This is a genomic window from Pseudomonas sp. GW-45 (genome assembly GCF_056896675.1).
Map to the genome: position 1 here is coordinate 2,349,118 of NZ_CM167674.1, position 20,313 is coordinate 2,369,430.

The 20,313-nt window shown below is 56.0% G+C and carries 18 protein-coding genes, 1 other RNA gene and 1 pseudogene; 9 read left to right on the top strand and 11 right to left on the bottom strand.

Annotated features, from left to right (window positions below; genetic code table 11):
• Positions 1-22: 22 nt before the first annotated feature.
• Positions 23-952, bottom strand: coding sequence for an HPP family protein (locus AC1XYH_RS10645; RefSeq protein WP_483323171.1), 930 nt, complete (start codon positions 950-952; stop codon positions 23-25).
• 132 nt (positions 953-1,084) lie between these two features.
• Here AC1XYH_RS10645 and AC1XYH_RS10650 point away from each other — a divergent pair, with 132 nt between their 5' ends.
• The 3 genes from AC1XYH_RS10650 to AC1XYH_RS10660 all read left to right on the top strand — a co-directional run bounded on the left by AC1XYH_RS10650 (position 1,085) and on the right by AC1XYH_RS10660 (position 6,790).
• Positions 1,085-1,420 (top strand): 4a-hydroxytetrahydrobiopterin dehydratase, encoded by a 336-nt coding sequence (locus AC1XYH_RS10650; RefSeq protein ID WP_483323172.1) that lies wholly within the window; start codon positions 1,085-1,087, stop codon positions 1,418-1,420.
• A 458-nt stretch (positions 1,421-1,878) separates the two neighbouring features.
• Positions 1,879-3,909: a bifunctional tRNA (5-methylaminomethyl-2-thiouridine)(34)-methyltransferase MnmC2/FAD-dependent 5-carboxymethylaminomethyl-2-thiouridine(34) oxidoreductase MnmC1 gene (mnmC, locus tag AC1XYH_RS10655; RefSeq protein ID WP_483323173.1), complete on the top strand. Its 2,031-nt coding sequence runs from the start codon at positions 1,879-1,881 to the stop codon at positions 3,907-3,909.
• A gap of 82 nt (positions 3,910-3,991) precedes the next feature.
• Positions 3,992-6,790: a 7TM diverse intracellular signaling domain-containing protein gene (locus AC1XYH_RS10660; RefSeq protein WP_483323174.1), complete on the top strand. Its 2,799-nt coding sequence runs from the start codon at positions 3,992-3,994 to the stop codon at positions 6,788-6,790.
• On the opposite strand, the gene AC1XYH_RS10665 is transcribed toward AC1XYH_RS10660, so the two are convergent.
• Complete coding sequence (locus AC1XYH_RS10665) at positions 6,768-7,526, bottom strand: sulfite exporter TauE/SafE family protein (protein ID WP_483323175.1); 759 nt, start codon at positions 7,524-7,526, stop codon at positions 6,768-6,770. The two genes, AC1XYH_RS10660 and AC1XYH_RS10665, sit on opposite strands and share 23 nt — an antisense overlap.
• 71 nt (positions 7,527-7,597) lie before the next feature.
• Between AC1XYH_RS10665 and AC1XYH_RS10670 the strand changes: the two genes are divergently transcribed.
• The 3 genes from AC1XYH_RS10670 (at position 7,598) to AC1XYH_RS10680 (ending at position 9,375) form a co-directional block, all read left to right on the top strand.
• On the top strand, positions 7,598-7,846 hold the full coding sequence (locus AC1XYH_RS10670; protein WP_483323176.1) for a YheU family protein: 249 nt from the start codon (positions 7,598-7,600) through the stop codon (positions 7,844-7,846).
• A gap of 109 nt (positions 7,847-7,955) precedes the next feature.
• Positions 7,956-9,131 (top strand): Na/Pi symporter, encoded by a 1,176-nt coding sequence (locus tag AC1XYH_RS10675; RefSeq protein WP_483323177.1) that lies wholly within the window; start codon positions 7,956-7,958, stop codon positions 9,129-9,131.
• Positions 9,132-9,150: 19 nt separating this feature from the next.
• Positions 9,151-9,375, top strand: a complete 225-nt coding sequence (locus AC1XYH_RS10680) for a hypothetical protein (RefSeq protein WP_483323178.1) — start codon at positions 9,151-9,153, stop codon at positions 9,373-9,375.
• 15 nt (positions 9,376-9,390) lie between these two features.
• Here the strand turns inward: AC1XYH_RS10680 and AC1XYH_RS10685 are convergent, their stop codons facing one another.
• Positions 9,391-10,131: a substrate-binding periplasmic protein gene (locus AC1XYH_RS10685; protein ID WP_483323179.1), complete on the bottom strand. Its 741-nt coding sequence runs from the start codon at positions 10,129-10,131 to the stop codon at positions 9,391-9,393.
• Between the two features lie 128 nt (positions 10,132-10,259).
• Here AC1XYH_RS10685 and AC1XYH_RS10690 point away from each other — a divergent pair, with 128 nt between their 5' ends.
• A complete protein-coding gene (locus tag AC1XYH_RS10690; protein WP_483323180.1) occupies positions 10,260-10,601 on the top strand; it encodes a hypothetical protein in 342 nt (113 codons plus the stop codon).
• A gap of 95 nt (positions 10,602-10,696) precedes the next feature.
• Positions 10,697-11,566, top strand: coding sequence for a pirin family protein (locus AC1XYH_RS10695; RefSeq protein WP_483323181.1), 870 nt, complete (start codon positions 10,697-10,699; stop codon positions 11,564-11,566).
• A 25-nt stretch (positions 11,567-11,591) separates the two neighbouring features.
• On the opposite strand, the gene recR is transcribed toward AC1XYH_RS10695, so the two are convergent.
• The 8 genes and pseudogenes from recR to AC1XYH_RS10735 all read right to left on the bottom strand — a co-directional run bounded on the left by recR (position 11,592) and on the right by AC1XYH_RS10735 (position 18,450).
• Complete coding sequence (gene recR / locus AC1XYH_RS10700; protein ID WP_483323182.1) at positions 11,592-12,191, bottom strand: recombination mediator RecR; 600 nt, start codon at positions 12,189-12,191, stop codon at positions 11,592-11,594.
• A 22-nt stretch (positions 12,192-12,213) separates the two neighbouring features.
• Complete coding sequence (locus AC1XYH_RS10705) at positions 12,214-12,540, bottom strand: YbaB/EbfC family nucleoid-associated protein (RefSeq protein WP_483323183.1); 327 nt, start codon at positions 12,538-12,540, stop codon at positions 12,214-12,216.
• A gap of 17 nt (positions 12,541-12,557) precedes the next feature.
• Complete coding sequence (gene dnaX, locus AC1XYH_RS10710) at positions 12,558-14,573, bottom strand: DNA polymerase III subunit gamma/tau (RefSeq protein WP_483323184.1); 2,016 nt, start codon at positions 14,571-14,573, stop codon at positions 12,558-12,560.
• A 173-nt stretch (positions 14,574-14,746) separates the two neighbouring features.
• An RNA gene (ffs, locus tag AC1XYH_RS10715) (signal recognition particle sRNA small type) lies at positions 14,747-14,843 on the bottom strand.
• 75 nt (positions 14,844-14,918) lie between these two features.
• On the bottom strand, positions 14,919-15,806 hold the full coding sequence (locus tag AC1XYH_RS10720; RefSeq protein ID WP_483326357.1) for a methyl-accepting chemotaxis protein: 888 nt from the start codon (positions 15,804-15,806) through the stop codon (positions 14,919-14,921).
• Positions 15,807-15,824: 18 nt separating this feature from the next.
• Positions 15,825-16,547 (bottom strand): annotated as a pseudogene (locus AC1XYH_RS10725) (MCP four helix bundle domain-containing protein); the annotation flags it as partial.
• Positions 16,548-16,836: 289 nt separating this feature from the next.
• Positions 16,837-17,766, bottom strand: coding sequence for an AEC family transporter (locus tag AC1XYH_RS10730; RefSeq protein WP_483323185.1), 930 nt, complete (start codon positions 17,764-17,766; stop codon positions 16,837-16,839).
• Positions 17,767-17,799: 33 nt separating this feature from the next.
• On the bottom strand, positions 17,800-18,450 hold the full coding sequence (locus AC1XYH_RS10735; RefSeq protein ID WP_483323186.1) for a thiopurine S-methyltransferase: 651 nt from the start codon (positions 18,448-18,450) through the stop codon (positions 17,800-17,802).
• Between the two features lie 109 nt (positions 18,451-18,559).
• Between AC1XYH_RS10735 and AC1XYH_RS10740 the strand changes: the two genes are divergently transcribed.
• The gene (locus tag AC1XYH_RS10740; protein ID WP_483323187.1) at positions 18,560-20,305 is read left to right on the top strand and encodes a potassium/proton antiporter; all 1,746 of its coding nucleotides are present in this window, start codon (positions 18,560-18,562) and stop codon (positions 20,303-20,305) included.
• Positions 20,306-20,313 lie beyond the last annotated feature (8 nt).

Below are 20,313 nucleotides of genomic sequence, written 5' to 3' on the forward strand. Positions count from 1 at the left end.
ACTGTTATGGTATTCGAGCCATTCAAGTGGCCACCACTCGATGCCAAGCCTCACTATCTTTGTCTGCTTCAACCCGATAGCGCGCCCAGCGGACAAATTCGCTTGAGCGACAGATGCCATTACCACCCTCGCCGCGCCCTTTTACAATGCGATAACGCACGCGCCCTGCTCGACCCGGCCGGTGCATTACCTGCAGCACCTCACGTACCGACCAATTCCCGCCCGGCAGGCCATTGCTGTAAAAGTAACCTTCGGCCAGCTCGTCGGCACTAACGCCTTTACTTTGCGCATTTGCATTGGCCAGTTCCACCAAACGCAGCAGGTCGTCAAATTGGATGTCCATAAAGGAGTTCATCTGTTTCAACGCATGCTCGAAGTCTTCCGGTGCGATGCCCGGTGCACGGGTCACCTCATGTTTGACCAACGCCAAGGGATAACGGCGGCTCTCGAACAAGCTGTTGAAACACATGGCGGCACAGACGATGATCACGCAATCAAGCAAGATTGGGTAGAGCACAAAGCCGTACCCGGCATCGGCCACCGTGGGACCACCCAGCACAACAATCATCGCTGTCGCGCCGCCCGGCGGATGCAAGCACCGCGCGTACATCATCACCAGCACGCTGCCACCCACCACCAGCGCAGCCATTAGCGCGTTACTTGGTAACCATTGAATGCAGGCCACCGCAAAGGTGGCGGATAGCACATGACCACCGATCACTGGCCAGGGTTGCGAAAGCGTGCCATGCGGCATGGCAAACACTAAAATCGCGCTAGCCCCCATGGAGCCAGTAACCCAAAGCGCGCCCTCGGCACCAAAGCCGAAATGAGTAGTCCAGTACACCAGCAGCAGCGACACCGTAGTACCCAGCGCCGAGATCGCCTTTTCGCGGTGGCTGGTGCTGTCCGCACGCCAACCAATAAACCGAAGGCTACGTCTCAGCCACCGCATGCCAATCACCTGTGCTCGTCGCAAACTCAATACTCCAACCGCGTCAGCGCTCATCATACGCCCTGACGCAAGCAACGTCATAAGCACAACCGGCTGCTATGCTGGACATACTTCGTTCAACAGGAGAATCAGATGTCAGATCTCGCAAAACAATCGCTGGATACCAGCAGCGCCGCCGCAACAAAACTACTCAAGGAGCAGATAGAGAATCTGTTGCCGCAATTGCCCGATTGGGTAGTAAAAAATGTCGATTCGGTCGAGCGCATTGAGAAGGTTTATACATTCAAAGACTTCAACGCCGCGCTGACTTTCACCAATCAAGTGGGTGCACTCGCAGAGCAAGAAGATCATCACCCTGCCCTGCTGACCGAATGGAGCCAGGTAACCGTTACCTGGTGGAGCCATAAACTAGGCGGTCTGCACCGCAACGACCTGATCATGGCCGCAAGAACTGATCAGTTAGACTGACCCGAGAACAACAGAAAAGCCGTATTGCGCACAAAGATGACAAGCTGATGACGGTTTCATAGTAGTTAGCGACATGGGCGTCACGTCTTGTAGCCAAATGGTCTAATAGAAGCGATTTAGATCACTAAACTCAACATAAACACATGTTATAAATAGCTTGTGGAGCGCGACTTACCCCCATTGGGTATGCATCAGTCGCGTCCCCTTGCGCTCAGCCGTCACCCGCGGCAGGCGCCTAGAAAAAGCCTCCACAAGAGGCCAATGCCCAATAAAAATAAAAGGCGTATGCCATGAAAAATCTGATCAACCCAAAATGGTCGACCGTCGGCCTGGTATTCCTCGCTACTTGGCTGCTGTTGATACTGCCCAATATGGGCTGAGTATCAGCGTAATCTGACGACAGCTATTCGATCTAGCAGAGTTACAATAGCTCCGAATTCCTGATTTCGGAGCACCCAGTGACAGAGCCCACCTCCTACAGCGCAGAGTTGGAATGGTTAGCAGGTGGACAGCCCTTTTCCACCCAATTTGCTAACGTTTACTTCTCCTGCGACGCGGGTCTGGACGATGCGCGCTACATCTTTTTGCAAAACAGCCAGCTGTCCAAGCGTTGGGTTCTGTTGCCGTCTCATGCGCATTTCTGCATTGCTGAAACAGGTTTTGGTACTGGCTTGAATTTCCTCGCTGCCTGGCAACTATGGGATCAGGTAGCACCGGCCAGCGCGCAGCTACATTTTGTCAGCGCCGAGAAATACCCGCTTACCGCGCAAGACCTGCACAAAGCGCTGAGTCTCTGGCCTGAACTGGCCGCCTTGGCTGAGCAGCTTGAGGCTCAATACAGCGGACTGGCGCCCGGTTGGCAACATTTCAGCCTAGCCAACGGCCGGGTAACACTGACCCTGCTGATTGGCGATCTGCTCGACACCCTGCCGCAGCTTGATGCCAAGGTCGATGCCTGGTTTCTCGACGGTTTTGCGCCTGCCAAAAATCCGGATATGTGGCAACCACCGCTTTTTCAGCGCATGGCAGAGCTTTCCAAGGACAACGCCACTGTGGCCACGTCCACTGGCATTGATGACGTGCGCAGCAGCTTGCAAACAGCCGGGTTTAGCGTTCGCAAGGTAGACGGCGTTGATGACAAACCAGCGATACTCTGTGGCGAGAGAAGCAACCAGCCATTTGCCGTTGCCTGGCAAGCACCTTGGTTCGCCAGGCCAGCGCCGCCAGCTCGTAGCGAGCGACACGCACTGGTAATCGGCGGCGGTCTGGCCGGCTGCAGCACTGCGCACGCGCTGGCGCGACGCGGTTGGCAAGTCACCTTGCTGGAACGGCACGCGGAACTGGCGCAGGAGGCCTCTGGTAATCCGCAGGGCATTTTATACGCCAAGCTGTCACCCCATCACCCACCGCTGTCTCGGTTTATTCAAGGTAGTTACCAATACAGTTTGCGCCTACTCCAACGAGAGATGCCGCAAACCGAGAATAGTTGGCAAGCTTGCGGCGTGCTCCAACTAGCAAAAAACCACAAAGAAACCGAGCGGCAAACGCAATTGGCTGAGCAGGGCTACCCGCGCGACTTTCTGTATGCGGTTAGCGCGCAGCAAGCCAGCAAGCTGGCGGCTGTGGCTGTAGAGAGCGGCGGGCTATTCTTCCCAACCGCTGGCTGGGTCAATCCACCGGCGCTGTGCAGGCAGTTAGCGCATCATGCGCTGATTAGCACCAAGCCCTTGGTCGAAGCAGAGCGACTGGAGCGCGTCGACGGCCGTTGGCAGGTGATCAACCAGCAGGGCGAAACATTGGCTAGCGCACCGGTGGCCATCATCTGCTGCGCCCACGAGAGCGCCCGTTTCGCGCAAAGCAACCATTTGCCACTCAAGGCCATTCGCGGGCAGATTACCCATCTACCTGTGACCACTGAAAGCCGCAGCTTACAAACAGTGCTATGCGCCGACGGATATATTTCCCCCGCCCGGCAAGCACAACATCATTTGGGCGCCAGCTTCCGTTTCGACCGGTTAGACAATCAGGTCAGCGCAGAAGAAAACCTGAGCAATCTTGACCTACTGGAGGCGCTGTCGCCGCAACTGGCTAATAGTTTCGCCGACTACCGCTCGCAAGCTGCCGATCTGCAAGCTCGCGCAGCTCTGCGCTGCACCGCGCCAGATTACCTGCCTTTGATCGGACCCATGGCCGATCCTGCACTCTTTGTTGAACGCTATTCGGTGCTCGCCAAGGACGCCTCCCAACAGCCCATAGCGGCAGCGCCTTGGCATGAAGATTTGTACGTCAATGCGGCGCATGGCTCGCGAGGCTTAATCAGTTGCCCGCTTGGCGGTGAACTCGTGGCTGCCTGGATAACGGGAGAGCCTTTGCCTTTGCCACGTGACCTGGCCGAAGCAGTTCACCCGAGCCGTTTTATGCTGCGGCATCTGATTCGCGGCGACCGTGCCGACCGTCAGAAAGCGAACAACCGCTTATCACCAGAATGAGCTGCTTGTGCTAGCCTTTGGCCAACACCATCACATTTCAAACAACATAATCAGTTGATGGGTCGATCGGATAAGAATATCAATGCGCGAGTGCCGCCTGTTTCTGCTGTTTTTCTGTCTAACGCTTTGGCAAACCGCCGCACAGTCCGCTAACACGCCCGTGCAGTTCGATGTTGCTTCAGCGCCACCTGCCGCCGTCACCCTGGATGAGCGCACGCCGCGGGTTAATCTGGCCGCGCATCTGCAGATTCTAGAAGACCCCAGCGCCAGTCTGACGCTAGCTGAGGTGCTTTCGCGCACAAGCTCAGCAGATTGGCGAATCACCCGCAGTAAGCACGTCAATCAAGGCAAAAACCATTCGGTCTGGTGGCTGCGTTTCACCTTAGCCAACCCCGCAAGCCTGCCCCAAGACGCCGTTATTGAAGTCAACTACAACCTGCTCGACCAACTGGATCTCTATCAGCTTGGTGCGAATGAGGTAGCGCATCAGCAAAGCGGCGACCATATCAATGAAGCCCAACGGCCCATAGAAGTTCGCAACCACTGGCTACCAATCACCCTGGCTCCCGGGGACAACGCTTTTTTTCTACGCGTTGAAACCAGCAGCACAGTGTTTGTGCCGCTATACGCCTCCACCTGGCCGGCCAACGCTGTAGCGCAAGAGAACAGCAGCCTGGCCGCCGGTTTGTTTTACGGCATCATGCTTGGGCTCTTTGCCTACAATCTTTTTCTGCTGGTATCGCTACGCGAAGTTACCTACCTTTGGTATCTGATATACGCCTTCAACATGATGCTATTCATGCTCGCCTTCGACGGCGTGCTATGGAAATGGGTCGCGCCTGGCAACACCGTACAGTCGCTGTCAATTTATACCCTGATGTTTCTGCATTGCGCTGTCGCCACCCAGTTCAGTCGCCATTTCTTGCATACCGCTGCGCATTTTCCAATGCTTGATCGGTTACTGCGCGTGAAAATAGTTCTGGTGCTATTGAGCATGCTGTTGCTACCACTGATCAGCCAGGACTTATATAACCAAGCGGCAAGCCTGTTCGTACTCACCAGTTCAGCCATTTTGCTATTCAGCGGCCTGCGCGTCTGGCGCCAGGGGTTCCGCTACGGCTCCTACTACACCTGCGCCTGGGTCCTGCTGCTATGCTCGTTGATGCTGTCCACGGCGGGTTCGTTAGGCTTTGAACTGTTTGGCTATACCTACGGTACTACCTGGGTGAAATTAGGCATTTGCGTGGAAATGTTTATCCTTTCACTGGGTCTTGCCGACCGCATCAATGCTCTGAAGGAAGCACGTTACCTGGCTGACGAGCAAACACGCCAAGCGCGGCTGGAATCGCATGCGCAAGGCCGTTTTTTAGCGCGTATGAGTCATGAGATCCGCACCCCGCTAAATGGCGTACTGGGCATGCTGCAATTGCTGCACGACACCCGTTTGGATAGCACCCAGCGTTATTACTTAGACACCATCCGCAAGTCTGGGAATACGCTGATCACCGTGATCAACGACATACTCGACTTCGCTCGTTTGGAATCCGGCCAAGTCGAGCTGGAAACCATCGCTTTCGACCCGGAAGAGTTGCTTTCCGATACCGCCAGCCTGTTCACGGCACAAGCACTGGATAAAGGCCTGAATCTATACTGCAGCATCGCTCCCGACATCCCCCAGCAGCTGATTGGCGATCCTACCCGCCTAAAACAGGTGCTATTAAACCTGCTCGGCAATGCCTTCAAGTTTACCGAGCGCGGCTACATAGCCATGGATATAAGCGGTTTACCCATTAAGGGACAACACACACGTTGGCAGTTGTCTTTCAGCGTCACCGATACCGGTATAGGGATTGCCCCGGAGGCTCGCGAAAACCTGTTTCGCTCTTTTACGCAAGCTGACAGTAGCACCACTCGCCGTTATGGCGGCAGCGGGCTGGGACTGACCATCAGTCAGGAGCTAATCGGCATGATGGGCGGCCAAATCAGCCTGTCCAGTGAACAGGACAACGGCTCCTGCTTCCGCTTTACCCTTGAACTACCGGTAGCCCAAAATAAGGAAGAGCCTGCGATTACCAGCGCAGCGAGTGCTCCAAACGCGCTATTAATCGCCCAGCAACCCCGCGCTCAATTAACCTATCGTCTGCAATTACAACGGTTAGGCTGTCGAGTTACCAGTCGTACTCTGGCGTCTGAAGAGGCTGCAATCGCTATCCAGGATTGCGACCTGCTGATCATCGCCACCCAAGGTCTGGCCGACGAGCCACTGGACCAGCTGCTGCATCAGGCACAACAGGAAATGATCCCAACGCTGTTGTTGCGGAGCCCGCAGGAACACCGCGCCGCACTACCCAGTTCGACGCCCGGCTTAATCGCCCACAACACACCGCTGCTACCGATTCAGATGCGTGAGCTCCTGCACCGACTACAGACGCTCGACACACTGACCGAGACCGACAACGTCAATCCATCGTCGAGAGCAGAATACGCCCACGGCCATCTGCTCGTTGCAGAGGACAACACCGTTAATCAGCTGGTGGTGCGCGCGTTGTTGGAGAAAGTAGGTTACAGCGTAGATATGGTAGCTAACGGCATCGAGGCTCTCTCTGCCTATCGCGATGACCCAGAAAGCTATGACCTCATACTGATGGATTGTGAAATGCCGGTGATGGACGGCTTTGAAGCGACCCGGCGCATCCGTGCCCATGAACAGCGCGAACACCTCAAACGGACGCCTATAGTCGCACTGACTGCACACATCCTCGATAACCACCGCCTTGAAGGCATGGCCGCTGGGATGGATGACTATCTGGCCAAGCCGGTCCAGAGCGAGACCCTGTACAGCAGCTTGAAGCGTCTAATCAAGCCGAGACCAAGCCCATGACACCCTCGTAAAACAGCTTGCCGCCGGTCAGAAACAAGAAGATGTAGCACAGACGATAGATCAGCTGCTCATTGCTGCGCTGCAACATCCAGAAGCCCAGCAGCACGCCGATCGGTGCTAACGGTAGCAACACCAGCGAGGTCAGCAAGTTTTCGCTGGAGAACTGCCCCAGATACACATAGGCCGGCACTTTCACCCAATTGACCACGGTAAAAAACACCGCAATGGTGCCCATCAACAAGGTTTTTTCCAGCCGCTGCGGCAGCATGTATACGTTGATAGGCGGGCCGCCGGCGTGAATACCAAAACTGGTAAAACCCGACATCATGCCCCAAAAGCTGCCCCGCCAGCGGCTCGCCTGCCGAGGCGTGGTCACGCCTCGGCGCAGTAGCATGTTCAGCGTAAACATCAGTGCGATCCCACCGATCAGCAACTTGATATGTGAATCGTTGAGATAGCGAAAGGTCAACGCGCCCAGCGCTATGCCGACCAGCGCCGCTGGCAAAATGATGCGCAGATTGGTTTTATCCCAGCGACCGCGAAACGTACGCAGCGCGACCAGATCCATGGCGCAGAGAATCGGTAGCAGAATAGCTGCCGCCTGCTGCGGCGCAACTATCATCGCCATTAGAGGGACTGAAAGAATCGCGATATTGCCGCCAAAACCTCCCTTGGCAATGCCATAGAGCAGGACGGCGGGAATGGCACACAGGTAGAATAGCGGGTCAGTAATCATTACAGGTCAATCAGTCTATCGAAGGCCTGCGAGTGTAGCACTGCTCATCCTGTCATCCGAGAAGTAGACCCATGCTGATCCCTTACCAAATGCTCGAAACCGATACCCTGCAAACCTTGCTGGAGGATTTTGTCACCCGTGACGGCACCGATAACGGCTTTGACGACAGCCTTGAGCAACGCGTTGCGCAGGTGCGCAAACTGCTCGAACGTAAAGAACTGCTTATCGTGTTCCACCCAGACACCGGCGACGCCAGTCTCAGCCATAAACGTGATGTACCACCGGAGATGTTGCGCGACTTTCTTGCCGCGCAAGACTAACCTTCTGCGCCGATTGTCATCACAAGTTCATCCTAACGTCATGAGTTCAGCACGCGCGCGGTAGAGAGTCGGAGGTTATCAAAACCTTCACTCATACAGGACGTCCGGGATGAGCAATCACGCCCCATCTGTTGCACAACAACCGCTATCACAAGAACCGACCCAACCGGCCAGCCGCCAGTGGCTGTCATGGCTCACTGTGGTGGTATTGGTGTATTTGCTGCTGGCCGCCGTTGGTGCAATTGGCGGCGGTTTCAAAGCGGCGGCTGGCGACAACGCCAAAGAGCTGTTTTCTTTCGCTACCAACCCTTTCGTTGGTTTGATGATTGGGCTGGTTGCCACTGCCCTCATTCAAAGTTCCAGCACCGTTACCTCAATCATTGTTGGGCTGGTCGCTGGCGGTTTGCCGGTACAGATCGCCATCCCCTTGATCATGGGTGCCAACATCGGAACCTCGCTGACCAGCACCATTGTCGCGCTTGGACACGTGCGCAACGGCGAGGAATTCCGCCGCGCCTTTGCTGCCGCGACGGTGCACGACGCGTTCAATATTCTTGCGGTGATTTTGTTGCTGCCGATTGAGCTGCTGTTTCACCCGCTGCAGCGCAGCTCAGAAGTAGTGGCAGGCCTGCTGGTCAGCGACGCCAGTCTGGATATGGGCAGCGTTAACGTGATGAAGACCCTACTCTCGCCGGCCATTGATCTGCTTAAGTTTTGCGTGTCCTGGTTGCCGGGTTCCGTCTGGCAGGGCATTGCCCTGATCTTGATCGGTATCGGCATGATTCTCTTCGTGGTGTCGGCTATCGGTCGAGTACTGCGCAAGGTAATGGTCGGGCGCGCGAAAGACATCATGCATGCCAGCGTTGGCCGTGGCCCGATCTCCGGCATGGCATCCGGCACCATCATTACCGTGCTGGTGCAGTCATCCTCAACCACCACCTCACTGATCGTCCCACTGGCCGGCACTGGCGTGTTTTCCATGCGCCAGGTCTACCCCTTCACGCTCGGCAGCAACATCGGCACCTGCGTGACCGCTCTGCTGGCGGCCACGGCGATTACTGGAGATAACGCGGTGCTGGCATTACAGATCGCCTTGGTGCACTTGTTCTTCAATTTACTCGGCATCGCGCTGATTTATGGACTGCCGTTTCTACGCCAGATCCCACCGCGTCTCGCTGAAGGCCTGGCGACGCTGGCACAACGTAACAAACTCTATGTTGCCGGCTATATCGGCGGCACCTTCTTCGTACTGCCGTTAGCGCTGATCGGCATTGGTCAACTTTAAATCGCAAGGAGCAAACCCAATGAATCCATACAGCAAGCAGGAAACCGAAGAGCGTATTAAAGCGCTACGCGAATCACTCAACCAGCTGGAAAACCAACTGGCGAACCACAGTGACAATGATGCCAGCCAGCATGACCTGATTGAGCACCTGGATGAGTTTATTGATGCCGTTGATCACAAGGTGCTCAGCTTGAAGACCTTCTGGAGCAGCCTCAAAAAAGACTGGCAGAAAAGCCGCAACTGAGCTGCCCAAGCCGCATCAGAGCGACGGGTAGCGCGCCATGATGCGTTGGTAGTCAGCACTGGTACGCAAAGCAGCGAGCCCCTGATTGAAACGGTCCCGCGCGGCGCTATCAACAAAGCCCACACTGTAAGGGGTAGGCGGAAACAGCCGGTGCAGCGTCACCGGCTGTTGCACGTCCACCTGGTCCGAAACCACTGAATTAAACGCGTTGAATATCCGCTCATCGGCGATCACTACCTCAACCCGCCCCGAGTACAACAACAGGTTGCGGGTAATCTGCCGAGCCTCCTCTCGATACAACGGATTGCGGCTAACCATGGCGCCAAACTCATTCCCGAGCAAATAGCGTGCACGCTGAAAAGCGCTTACCGAATAGTCCTCAAGGTCAGCAATGTTGCGCAGTATGATCTTGTTGCCCGCTAGACTGACCGCAACATTCTGGTATTCGAGATAACTGTCGGAATAGTAGGCACTGACGCCACTGGCCGAGCTGGTTGTGGCTATAGCATCCAACTCGCCACGCTTGAGCATCAGGTGCAAACGCTCCATAGGCGCATAGTAGGGGGTCATTTCATCACCCGCTTCGCGCAACGCCGCAGCAACCAGATCAAACTCAAGACCACGCGATTCAAACTCATAGACGTACGGAGGCTTGTTGGTACCGAATCCCAGCTTCAACTTGGCAGCCTGTAGCTGCGACACATTAGCGCAGACACAGATCAGTGATCCCCAGGCAATCGCACGCAAACCCTTCATTTACCGCCCTCTATTTGACTATCTAGAGTGTCGTGCACTTGGTCGCATATAACAACGTACAACTTCCTCACTTGGAGCCTGGCGTCTATACAGCTACCATTAGGGTCTGGATACCCACCCCTGAGGTAATGATGAAACACTTTTCAGCACTGCTGCTCGCCGCTCTATTCTGCCTGTCGGCCACCAACGCCTCTGCTGACACCGCCGAGCAACCTGAGCTTTGCACGCCGGAAATAGCCATCGCCAAGGCTGGAGTCGTAGCGCAACTTATCTATGACATGACAAAAAACAATCCAGGCAAAGCGGAAGAGCTGCGCGAGCGTATGAACAAGCTGCAGGAAGAGAATCCTGCCGACAGCAGCTTCGATGCCTGCCAAGCTTATCAGCGCCTGATTGACGCGCTCGATGGTGATGCCGAGAAGCAAACTCCGGTCAACGCAGCCAAGCCCAAGAGCGAGCAGACAGAATAAATCAGTAGATTCGATGCAAACGACGCAAAAATTGCGTTATTAAATCGAATTTCTTGTTACTACAATGACGCATAACCTAATCTTGGAGGTGCGTCATGACCCATCTTAAGAAACGCGATCTGCTTGAGACCATCAGCGGTCAACCTGCTTCCGATGGCGACGGTGTCAAACTCACTCGTGTGTTTGGCGGTCGCGACAGCGCACGCTTTGACCCCTTCCTGATGCTCGACGAATTTGGCTCGGACAGCGCGGAAGATTACATCGGTGGCTTTCCGTCACACCCGCATCGCGGGTTCGAAACCGTTACCTATATGCTTGAAGGTCGCATGCTGCATGAGGACCACATGGGTAATCGCGGGCTGCTAGAGCCAGGCGGTGTGCAGTGGATGACCGCTGGACGCGGCATCATCCATTCGGAAATGCCACAGCAGGACCACGGCTCCATGCGCGGCTTCCAGCTATGGCTCAACCTACCCGCCGCAGAAAAAATGCAACCTGCACATTATCAAGATCTGCCTCCGGACGCGGTGCCAGAATACCCTACCGGAAATGGCGGAAAGCTTAAGTTGATCGCGGGTACGCTGGAGTTCAACAACACCACACTGCAGGGTGCGATTACCGGAAAATCAACCGAACCGCTGTATCTCGACCTGTTGCTAACGCCGGGCGAGCGCTTGCAACTACCCGTACCTGCGGGTCATACGCTAATGAGCTATGTGTACGATGGCGATATCGAGGTGCAGGGTGAAAAAGCTCGCGCGAGACTGAAGACTGGTCAGTTGGGCCGGTACGGCCAGGGCGAGCTGGTAGAAATGCAGGCAGCCGACCAGGGAGCACGTGTGCTACTGATTGCGGGCAAGCCAATTGGCGAACCCATAGTGCAATACGGGCCCTTTGTGATGAACAGCGAAGCAGAAATACATCAAGCAGTGCGCGATTTTCAGGACGGTCACCTGGCAGGCTGAATAACCCACAGGTCGCGCTCGGAGCTCAAAGAACCAGAGTGCGGCCTGCCAATGCGTGGGCCAGCGTACCGCCGTCAATATACTCCAGCTCACCGCCCAGCGGCACGCCGTGGGCAATGCGCGACACTTTGATGCCACGCGGACGCAGCATGCTGGCGATATAGTGCGCCGTCGCTTCGCCCTCGACCGTAGGATTGGTCGCCAAAATCACCTCTGCAATTTCGCTGCCCTCAAGGCAATCCAACAAAGCCGGAATACCAATCTCATCAGGACCCATGCCATCAATCGGTGACAGGTGCCCTTTGAGTACAAAGTAACGGCCATTAAAACCGCCAGCCTGCTCCACCGCCCACACATCTGCGGGGCTCTGCAAAATACACAGCAAACTGGCGTCACGCCGCGGATCGGTACATATCTCGCAGAGCTCAGTCTCACTCAGGGTACGGCAGCGACGGCAGTAACCTACCCCCGCCAGCGCCTGGTCCAATGCCTTCGACAGATGCGCCGCCGCACTGCGATCACGCTCCAGCAAGTGCAGCGCCATACGCTGGGCCGTTTTCGGACCTACTCCGGGCAAGCCCCGTAGCGCGTCGATCATCTGTCGAATTAACGGACTGAAACTCATGAATACGTCGCCTGTAGCCTGATCAGAACGGCATCTTGAAACCGTCGGGCAAATTCATGCCTGCGGTCATGCCGGACATCTTGTCTTTGCTCGCGGATTCCAACTTGCGCACTGCATCATTGAATGCGGCCGCAATCAGGTCTTCCAGTACTTCCTTTTCTTCCTGCATCAGACTGTCGTCGATGCTGACCCGACGCACGTCGTGACGTCCGGTCATGACTACCGATACAAGGCCCGCGCCAGATTGGCCGGTCACTTCGGCATTGGCCAATTCTTCCTGCATCTTGGCCATTTTTTCTTGCATCTCTTGAGCCTGCTTCATCAGGCCTGCCATGCCACCTTTCATCATGATTGTTTCCTCTGGGGTTAAAGGGCGGGCGCATCAACCGGGCGGATGCTGCCCTCACATATTTCGGCAGAAAATTCATTGCGCAACCGTTGGACCATAGGATCGGCATGAATACTCGCCTCGGCGGCCTTCTGTCTGGTGGCCTTGCGACGCGCGGCAGCAACCGCCGGCGTCTCCTGTTGCGGTGCCTGCACTTCAACGTCCAGCCGCAGCTCGCTGCCCTGCTGGGTGATGAGCGCTTGCTGTAAACGCAACCGATGATTCTCGTTGTACAACGCGCTATGTCCTGGATCAAGATGCAGCGTCCAGATTCCAGCATCGCGGGCGACCAACTGGCAATGCGCAGCAATACTCTGCGTCAGGCCAGACAAACCCAACTGATCGAACAACGCCAACCAGTCAGCCGCCAAACCGGTAGCCGGCGGCAAATGACTGATCTCATCGCTAGCGCTCTGCTGAGCCTCTGTTCCCGCCGTTGGCTGGTCATCTGACCAATCACCCAGGTATTGGGAAACATCCAGCGGCTCATCGTCATCATCGCGCTCGGGTGCGTCATCCTGCGGTGGCGGCGCCTCCAACCATTCGGCTGGCGGTTCGTTTTGCGGCGGTTTAACCGGCGTACGCGGATTAATGGGCTGCGGTATCGGCGCTGTCGTTACTAACGGCTCGTTAGGCGCGGCGATCTCTGCGACGGAGTCAACAGCTTGAGTCGCAGCTGATTCGATCACTGCAGCAGCTTTTGTTTCATCTTGAATGGAAGGCTGCGCAGCGAGTCGAGCGACGCTGGATTGCTCCGCATCTGACTGCTGCGAATCAGGCGGCCTGCTGCTTGCGGACTCAGCCTTGGCCGGGCTGAGTCCTGCCGGCTTTTCCGGTTCAGGCTCATGGCCAGGAGGAGAGACAGCCGCTTGGCTTGCGGGGGCAGCGTCTACCGGGGCGTCGCCCAAGGTACCCGGACGGAACGCCAACATCCGCAACAGCGCCATCTCGAAGCCGCCGCGCGGCTCTGGCGCCAAGGGCAAGTCACGCCGGCCATGTAAGCCCAACTGATAAAACAGCTGCACATCTTCTGCGCTGATACGGCCAGCCAATTCCAGCAAACGAGCTTGATCACCCAAGCTGTTATCAGCGGCTTCCGGCACCACCTGGGCAATCGCCAAGCGCTGCAAGGTAGAAATCAGTTCAGCCATTACCCCGGCAAAGTCGGCGCCCTGCTCGGCCAGATCAGCAACGGCTTGCATCAACGCACGAGCATCGTGCGCAACCAGCGCCTCCAACAAACCAAACACCTGCCCATGATCGATGGTGCCCAGCATGCTGCGCACATCCGTCACCTTCAGTGCGCCATTGCCAAAGGCTATCGCCTGATCAGTCAAGCTCAGCGCATCGCGCATAGAACCATCAGCAGCCCGGCCAAGTAGCCAGAGCGATTCATCATCGAAGCTGATGGTCTCTTCCGCAAGCACGTAGCGTAAGTGCTCCACGACTTTTTCCGGCGGCATGTTTTTCAGCGAGAATTGCAAGCAACGCGACAATATAGTGACCGGCAGCTTTTGCGGATCGGTGGTCGCGAGTAGAAATTTGACGTGTTCCGGCGGCTCTTCCAGCGTTTTCAATAGGGCATTGAAACTGTGGCTGGAAAGCATGTGCACTTCGTCAATCAGATAAACCTTGAAACGCCCACGCGACGGCGCGTACTGCACGTTGTCGAGTAGCTCGCGGGTATCTTCAACTTTAGTGCGGCTGGCGGCATCCACTTCGATCAAATCAACAAAGCGGCCTTCGTCAATTTCGCGGCACGCCGAACACTCACCACAGGGCTCTGAACTAATACCCACTTCGCAATTCAGACACTTGGCAAGAATTCGCGCGATAGTGGTTTTGCCCACCCCGCGGGTGCCAGTAAACAGATAGGCATGGTGCAGTCGATTGTTATCCAGCGCATTGATAAGCGCCTGCAGCACGTGCGTCTGCCCAACCATTTCACGAAACAGGCGGGGGCGCCATTTACGAGCAAGTACCTGATAACTCATCGGGATTTCTGCAGTCCAGTGTGGCCATTGTGCAAGCCGGTACTGTACCCAATGCGGACCGACAATGCGAGACGCGGCGGTGCTCAATGCACAGCGAATCGACAGCAGAAAACCGCCAAGAGCAGCGAGATAATTTAAACAGGGGAAGGTAGTACAAAGATATTGGGTGGCAACCCTACCAGCCACACCCCGGCACACGATATAACCGCTGCGGCTGCTCCCTTCCGGGTCTGACCGGGTTCACGGCGAATCATTGCGAGGGGACCGGCAGGGTCACCATAGCGGCCTGAGCTGATGTCAGGCCGCGCTATTGTAACGGCTTGTCGGCAAGTTACAACCCGAATATCAGGTTTTAAAGCGACCGACTTGTTGCTGCAGCGTGGAGGCCAGACGCGCCAGCGCGTTGCTGGCATCGCGGCTTTCCTGCGACGACTGCGCCGCCTGGTTGGAAAGGTCACGAATGCCGCTGATATTGCGTGCAATATCTTCAGTGGTCTGGCTCTGCTCTTCACAGGCAGCAGCGATTTGCGCGGCCATATCATTGATGCGCATCACCGAAGCCGAGGTTTCTGCCAATGACGCTTCTGTCGTTGTAGCCTTCTCGACACTCTGCGCTGCCAACTCGGCGCCGCGCTGCATCACTGAAACGGCTTGACCGGCACCGCTCTGCAATTTCTGAATCATTTGCTGAATATCGCGGGTGGAGTCTTGGGTGCGAGCTGCCAGGGCACGTACTTCGTCGGCTACTACCGCAAAGCCCCTGCCCTGCTCACCGGCACGAGCGGCTTCAATGGCGGCGTTGAGAGCCAACAGGTTGGTCTGTTCAGCGATACCCTGGATCACACTGAGCACGCCGCCAATCTTGTCGGTGTCTTGCTCAAGGTTGTTGATAACGCCCGCAGCCTCTTCAACATCGGCCGCCAAACGGCGTAGATCATTCATCGTGTGCCCGACGATTTCGGAGGCTTCATGACCTTGCTTGTCGGCGGTGCTCGCCGCGTCTGCAGTGCTGTGCGCGTTATCTGCCACCTCATGGATCGCCGCACTCATCTCGGTAGCAGCGGTGCTGACCTGGTCAATTGCCGAATACTGCTCATTCACCAAGCGTTCTTGACCGGTGGCGATTGCGCTCATTTCTTCGGAAGCGGAGGCCACCTGCAAGGTAGATTCAGCCACTTGGCGAATCAGCGTTTGCAGCTGTTCAAGAAAGTCGTTGACCGCGCGGCTAAGCATGCCCAGTTCGTCGCTGGAATGCACAACAACGCGCTTGGTAAGGTCACCCTCGCCATCGGCAATGTCGCGTATGCGCTGCAGCAGGTCATTCAAAGGCGTAATGATCAATCCAGGAAAAAACATAATCATCAGCAAACAGATTACGGCACCAATGCCCAACACCACGGCTACTCGAGTATGGCTGGCATCAGCTTCGCTCTCGGCCACAATGCCTTCCTGTTTGGCTTCGGCATTGACCATTTCGGTCATCTGATCGATCAGGTTGCGCGCCCTACTGAATTCTTCAAAACCGCGGCCATAGCTGATTTCGTTGGCCTGATCAGCTCTACCCGCGATGCCCATCCGGGCATTCTCCAGCGACGTACGCTTCCACACCTCAAACGCACGACCAAAATCCGCAGCCAAGGCTTTGCCCTGCGCGGAGCTGGTCGACGCACCATATTTCGCAATGCGATCACTCGCTTGTTGTAAGTTACTGGTGTGCTCTTCGCTCACTTCAGCCCCTTGGACACCTGCCAGAATGGCACGCTCCGCCTGCAGCGCCTGATACATATCGCGGTCTGCTTCGAGAACGGTAGAGCTTTGTGGCAATAGCTCCTGTGAAACGCGTATCAGACGCCCTTCTACGTTGTTGACCGCCCAAAAAGCGGAAAACCCAAGCACACCGAACAGCGCGGCTAGAACCAGAATGGGCAAGGTAAGCTTCCAGCGGAAACCCAAGTTGCGAAATAGGCTAATCATGTATGTGCACTCTTTTATTAACGGCGATGGCGAGAGCCGTAGCGCGCGGCTCTGTCTACTCCCTGGAAGCTCAACCCGAACACCTTCAAACAACCCGTGAGCGCTCCGGATGAAAGAGACGCCCTATACAACCAACGCATCACAAGGTGGTCAGTCAGAGGTAGATTCCATTACCCGAACTGCTTGGCTCCCTACCCCAAGTATCGACCATATGGCGCAAAGCATTAACGGTTTTTAGACGTTTCGATAACAACCAAACTATTTATTACAGAATAATGGCGCTTTGCCCCTACACGATGGCGGGAAACAGCAGCGCGATCACTAGCGGAATGTAAATCAGCGCAACCAATGTACTGAGCAAGGCAGTACCCGCCACCTGACGTGGACTAGTATCGAGTAGCGTCGCAATGACCACCGTATTGGCTGCTATTGGGGTAATAGAGATCAGTAGGATGGCGCGGTAAACCGCTGCGTCATAGATATGCAGATACTGGCTATCCAGCCACCAGAACAGCAGCGCGGCCAAAGGCCAACTGACAAACTTGCCAAAGAACGCCAGCCAAGTGAATCGTAAGTTTCCCGCCAAGCCATGAAAGCTCAAAATACTCATACCAATAATCATCATACCCAGCACGCTGTAGGCGCCGCGCAGGTTGTCGAACAAAGGGACGAAAGCAGCGGGAATACTGATGCCACTGTAGTTGAGCAACACCGCGAGGAAAAAAGCGTACAACGATGGCAAGCGCGCCACCTTGATTACACAGTCACGCACGCCGAATCTCCCGCGTGCGGCCAGATAAAAACCCACCGAGTTCTCAAATAAGGTGGTGCCCAGCATGCAGACGATGTAAATGCTCAGCCCTTCTTCGCCGAACAACAACAGCGCCACCGGAATGCCGAAATAACCGGTATTACCGGTACCAACCGACAGCGGAATCATGTTGGCACTGCCGTCGTGCAGCCAGCGCCTCGCAAAGAAAAGATGCAACAGTCCAAGCATCGAGCACAGGCTGAACGTCAGAAAAGGCAACAACACCACTTCGGCCGACAGCGGCGCGTTCATCACCCCGGCAAACACCACCGAGGGTGTGACTATATACATCATGATGCCGGCAATGTGTTTGCCACTGGCATCCAGATAGCGTCCGGCCAGCCAGCCCAGCGCGACAGTCACATAAAGCGGCAGCAGTTTGTAGAGTAAAGCAAAGGCAGCCAGCATCACGACTCCGCAGGCAAGGAAGACAACCGCAGTTTAGCTCTGAATACGATAGACGCGCTCTACCAGTGTTTGCATGCCTTGGGATGCAAACACTGCATGCTCGGCCAGCACATCTTGTTCATCCAGCAACTCGACCCGACACCCCGAGAAGAGCGCGCGCACTTCTTGGTCCGGCACACTGAACGGCGGACCCGCTCGCTGCTCTTGCGGATAATCCAGGGTTACCAGCAGCATCTGCCAACCGGGCGGCAGGATCGCACGCGTGTGCTGGACATAGCTTTTGCGCATCTCAGGCGGCAGGGCAATCAGGGCTGCGCGATCATAAACCGCCGATACCTCGCTCAGCTGCTGCGCAGCCAAATTGAAGAAGTCGCCACACAACAGCTCAAATCCCTCACCTACAGCTGCGTCAAATTCACCCTGCTGCTGCCAACTGAGCTTTAATTGTTGCTCTTCAATGAAAGATTCAAGAGCTGAGCGCGCCAACTCAACGCCCTGCACCTGATGGCCCTGCTCGCGCAGCCAAAGCATATCAAGGCTTTTACCGCACAGCGGCACCCATACTCGCGCCGACGGGGCCAGCTGCAGGCGCGGCCACCAGCGACTCAACAACGGATTCACTCTGCTTTTGTGAAAGCCGGTTTCACCCCGCTGCCAGCGGGTTTGCCAAAACGCTACGTCCATTTGCACCTCCTAACGCAATCGATTGACTATACAGTACTTTTTTTCACCCCAGGGGGTGGGAGAAGTTATAGTGGGCATGTCTATCATCTGGCTTTCAGGCAAGTGTTAAATGGATTACATCAATACCATTTTCATGATTGGTGCGTTACTGCTGTGCTTCAGCGTACTCGCCAGCTCCCTCTCATCCCGACTGGGAATCCCCCTGCTGTTGATCTTCCTGGTCATCGGCATGCTCGCTGGCGAGGACGGGCTTGGTGGCATTGCTTTTGAGGACACCAGCAGCGCATTCCTGATCGGCAGCTTGGCCCTGGCCATCATTCTGCTGGATGGTGGTATGCGCACACGGGTGGAAAATTTCCGCGTCGGCCTGTGGCCAGCGATGTCGCTAGCCAGCCTCGGCGTGCTTATCAGCGCCACGCTGACCGGCGGTCTGACCGCCTGGTTGCTGGACTTGCATTGGATGCAGGGCTTGTTGCTAGGCGCGATTGTTGGCTCGACCGACGCCGCGGCCGTGTTCTCGCTGCTGCAAGGCAAGGGCTTGAACCTAAAACAACGCGTAGGCGCGACGCTAGAAATCGAGTCCGGCTCGAACGATCCGATGGCGATCTTCCTGACCATCACCTTGGTTGAAATGCTCTCCAGCGGGCAAAGCAGCTTCAGTTGGAACTTCGCCTTACTCTTGGTCGAGCAGTTTGGCATTGGCGCGATCTGTGGGCTGGGCGGTGGCTTTCTACTGGTGTGGCTGGTCAACCGCGTGCATCTGCCGGTGGGCTTGTATCCTCTGCTGATCACCAGCGGCGCCATTCTGGTCTTTGCGGTCACCAACAAAATTGGCGGCAGCGGCTTTCTGGCGATCTACCTTACCGGCCTGATTCTCGGCAACAAGCGCGTGCGCAACCTGCAGAATATTTTGCAGGTGCAAGACGGTATGGCCTGGTTAAGCCAAATCGGTATGTTTTTAATGCTTGGGCTGCTGGTTACGCCGAGTGAAATGCTGATTATCGCCATGCCAGCGGTGCTGATCGCGCTTTTCTTGATTTTTGTCGCGCGGCCAATTGCGGTCATGATCTGCCTGGCGCCCTTTGTCTTTTCCTGGCGCGAGCGGCTGTTTATTGCTTGGGTCGGGCTGCGCGGCGCAGTACCTATCATCCTTGCGCTCTTTCCGCTGCTGGCAGGTCTGGAACAGGCGCAACTATTGTTCAACCTGGCCTTTGTGGTGGTACTGGTGTCGCTGCTGCTGCAGGGCTCATCGCTGCCTTGGGTCGCCCGTCTCTGCAAAGTAGAGATTCCGCCACAGCCAGAGCCGCTGCAACGCACCAGCCTGGATACCGCGATTCAAGGGGATTTTGAGCTGCTGATTTACCAACTGGACAATGCCAACTGGTGTGTCGGCGTCGCTTTGCGAGACCTTACCATGCCCGCGGACACTCGGATCGCTGCACTATTTCGGGGTAACCGTCTGCTGCACCCCACCGGTAGCACGCAGCTAGCACTGCATGATGTGCTATGTGTAGTAGGCAGGCCGCGCGACCTGCCAGCGCTATCCAAACTCTTTAGCAAGGCACAAGCGCCGCGCTATCTGGAGAGTCGTAACTTCTTTGGCGACTTTATTCTGGAAGGCGATGCGCAGCTCGGTGAGGTCGGCAAGTTTTATGGCTTTGACGTGCCAGAAGACATGCGCGAGCTAACCTTGGCCGCCTTTTTCAGCCGCCAGTTCGGTGGGCATCCGGTGGTGGGTGACCATATTCAGTGGGAGGGCCACAGCTGGGTGGTTGCAGCAATGGATAACGACTGGATCCTCAAGGTAGGCCTGAAACTCGGCGAAGGCAGTGGTGGGCCCAAGCTGGGCTTTTAAATTTGGGC

What these genes read in the sequence shown, in the direction of transcription:
- AC1XYH_RS10645 (WP_483323171.1), bottom strand. Translation starts at nt 952, where the DNA reads ATGCGGTGGCTGAGACGTAGCCTTCGGTTTATTGGTTGGCGTGCGGAC.
- AC1XYH_RS10650 (WP_483323172.1), top strand. Translation starts at nt 1,085, where the DNA reads ATGTCAGATCTCGCAAAACAATCGCTGGATACCAGCAGCGCCGCCGCA.
- AC1XYH_RS10660 (WP_483323174.1), top strand. Translation starts at nt 3,992, where the DNA reads ATGCGCGAGTGCCGCCTGTTTCTGCTGTTTTTCTGTCTAACGCTTTGG.
- AC1XYH_RS10665 (WP_483323175.1), bottom strand. Translation starts at nt 7,526, where the DNA reads ATGATTACTGACCCGCTATTCTACCTGTGTGCCATTCCCGCCGTCCTG.
- AC1XYH_RS10670 (WP_483323176.1), top strand. Translation starts at nt 7,598, where the DNA reads ATGCTGATCCCTTACCAAATGCTCGAAACCGATACCCTGCAAACCTTG.
- AC1XYH_RS10675 (WP_483323177.1), top strand. Translation starts at nt 7,956, where the DNA reads ATGAGCAATCACGCCCCATCTGTTGCACAACAACCGCTATCACAAGAA.
- AC1XYH_RS10680 (WP_483323178.1), top strand. Translation starts at nt 9,151, where the DNA reads ATGAATCCATACAGCAAGCAGGAAACCGAAGAGCGTATTAAAGCGCTA.
- AC1XYH_RS10685 (WP_483323179.1), bottom strand. Translation starts at nt 10,131, where the DNA reads ATGAAGGGTTTGCGTGCGATTGCCTGGGGATCACTGATCTGTGTCTGC.
- AC1XYH_RS10690 (WP_483323180.1), top strand. Translation starts at nt 10,260, where the DNA reads ATGATGAAACACTTTTCAGCACTGCTGCTCGCCGCTCTATTCTGCCTG.
- AC1XYH_RS10695 (WP_483323181.1), top strand. Translation starts at nt 10,697, where the DNA reads ATGACCCATCTTAAGAAACGCGATCTGCTTGAGACCATCAGCGGTCAA.
- recR (WP_483323182.1), bottom strand. Translation starts at nt 12,191, where the DNA reads ATGAGTTTCAGTCCGTTAATTCGACAGATGATCGACGCGCTACGGGGC.
- AC1XYH_RS10705 (WP_483323183.1), bottom strand. Translation starts at nt 12,540, where the DNA reads ATGATGAAAGGTGGCATGGCAGGCCTGATGAAGCAGGCTCAAGAGATG.
- dnaX (WP_483323184.1), bottom strand. Translation starts at nt 14,573, where the DNA reads ATGAGTTATCAGGTACTTGCTCGTAAATGGCGCCCCCGCCTGTTTCGT.
- AC1XYH_RS10720 (WP_483326357.1), bottom strand. Translation starts at nt 15,806, where the DNA reads ATGCTTAGCCGCGCGGTCAACGACTTTCTTGAACAGCTGCAAACGCTG.
- AC1XYH_RS10730 (WP_483323185.1), bottom strand. Translation starts at nt 17,766, where the DNA reads ATGCTGGCTGCCTTTGCTTTACTCTACAAACTGCTGCCGCTTTATGTG.
- AC1XYH_RS10735 (WP_483323186.1), bottom strand. Translation starts at nt 18,450, where the DNA reads ATGGACGTAGCGTTTTGGCAAACCCGCTGGCAGCGGGGTGAAACCGGC.
- AC1XYH_RS10740 (WP_483323187.1), top strand. Translation starts at nt 18,560, where the DNA reads ATGGATTACATCAATACCATTTTCATGATTGGTGCGTTACTGCTGTGC.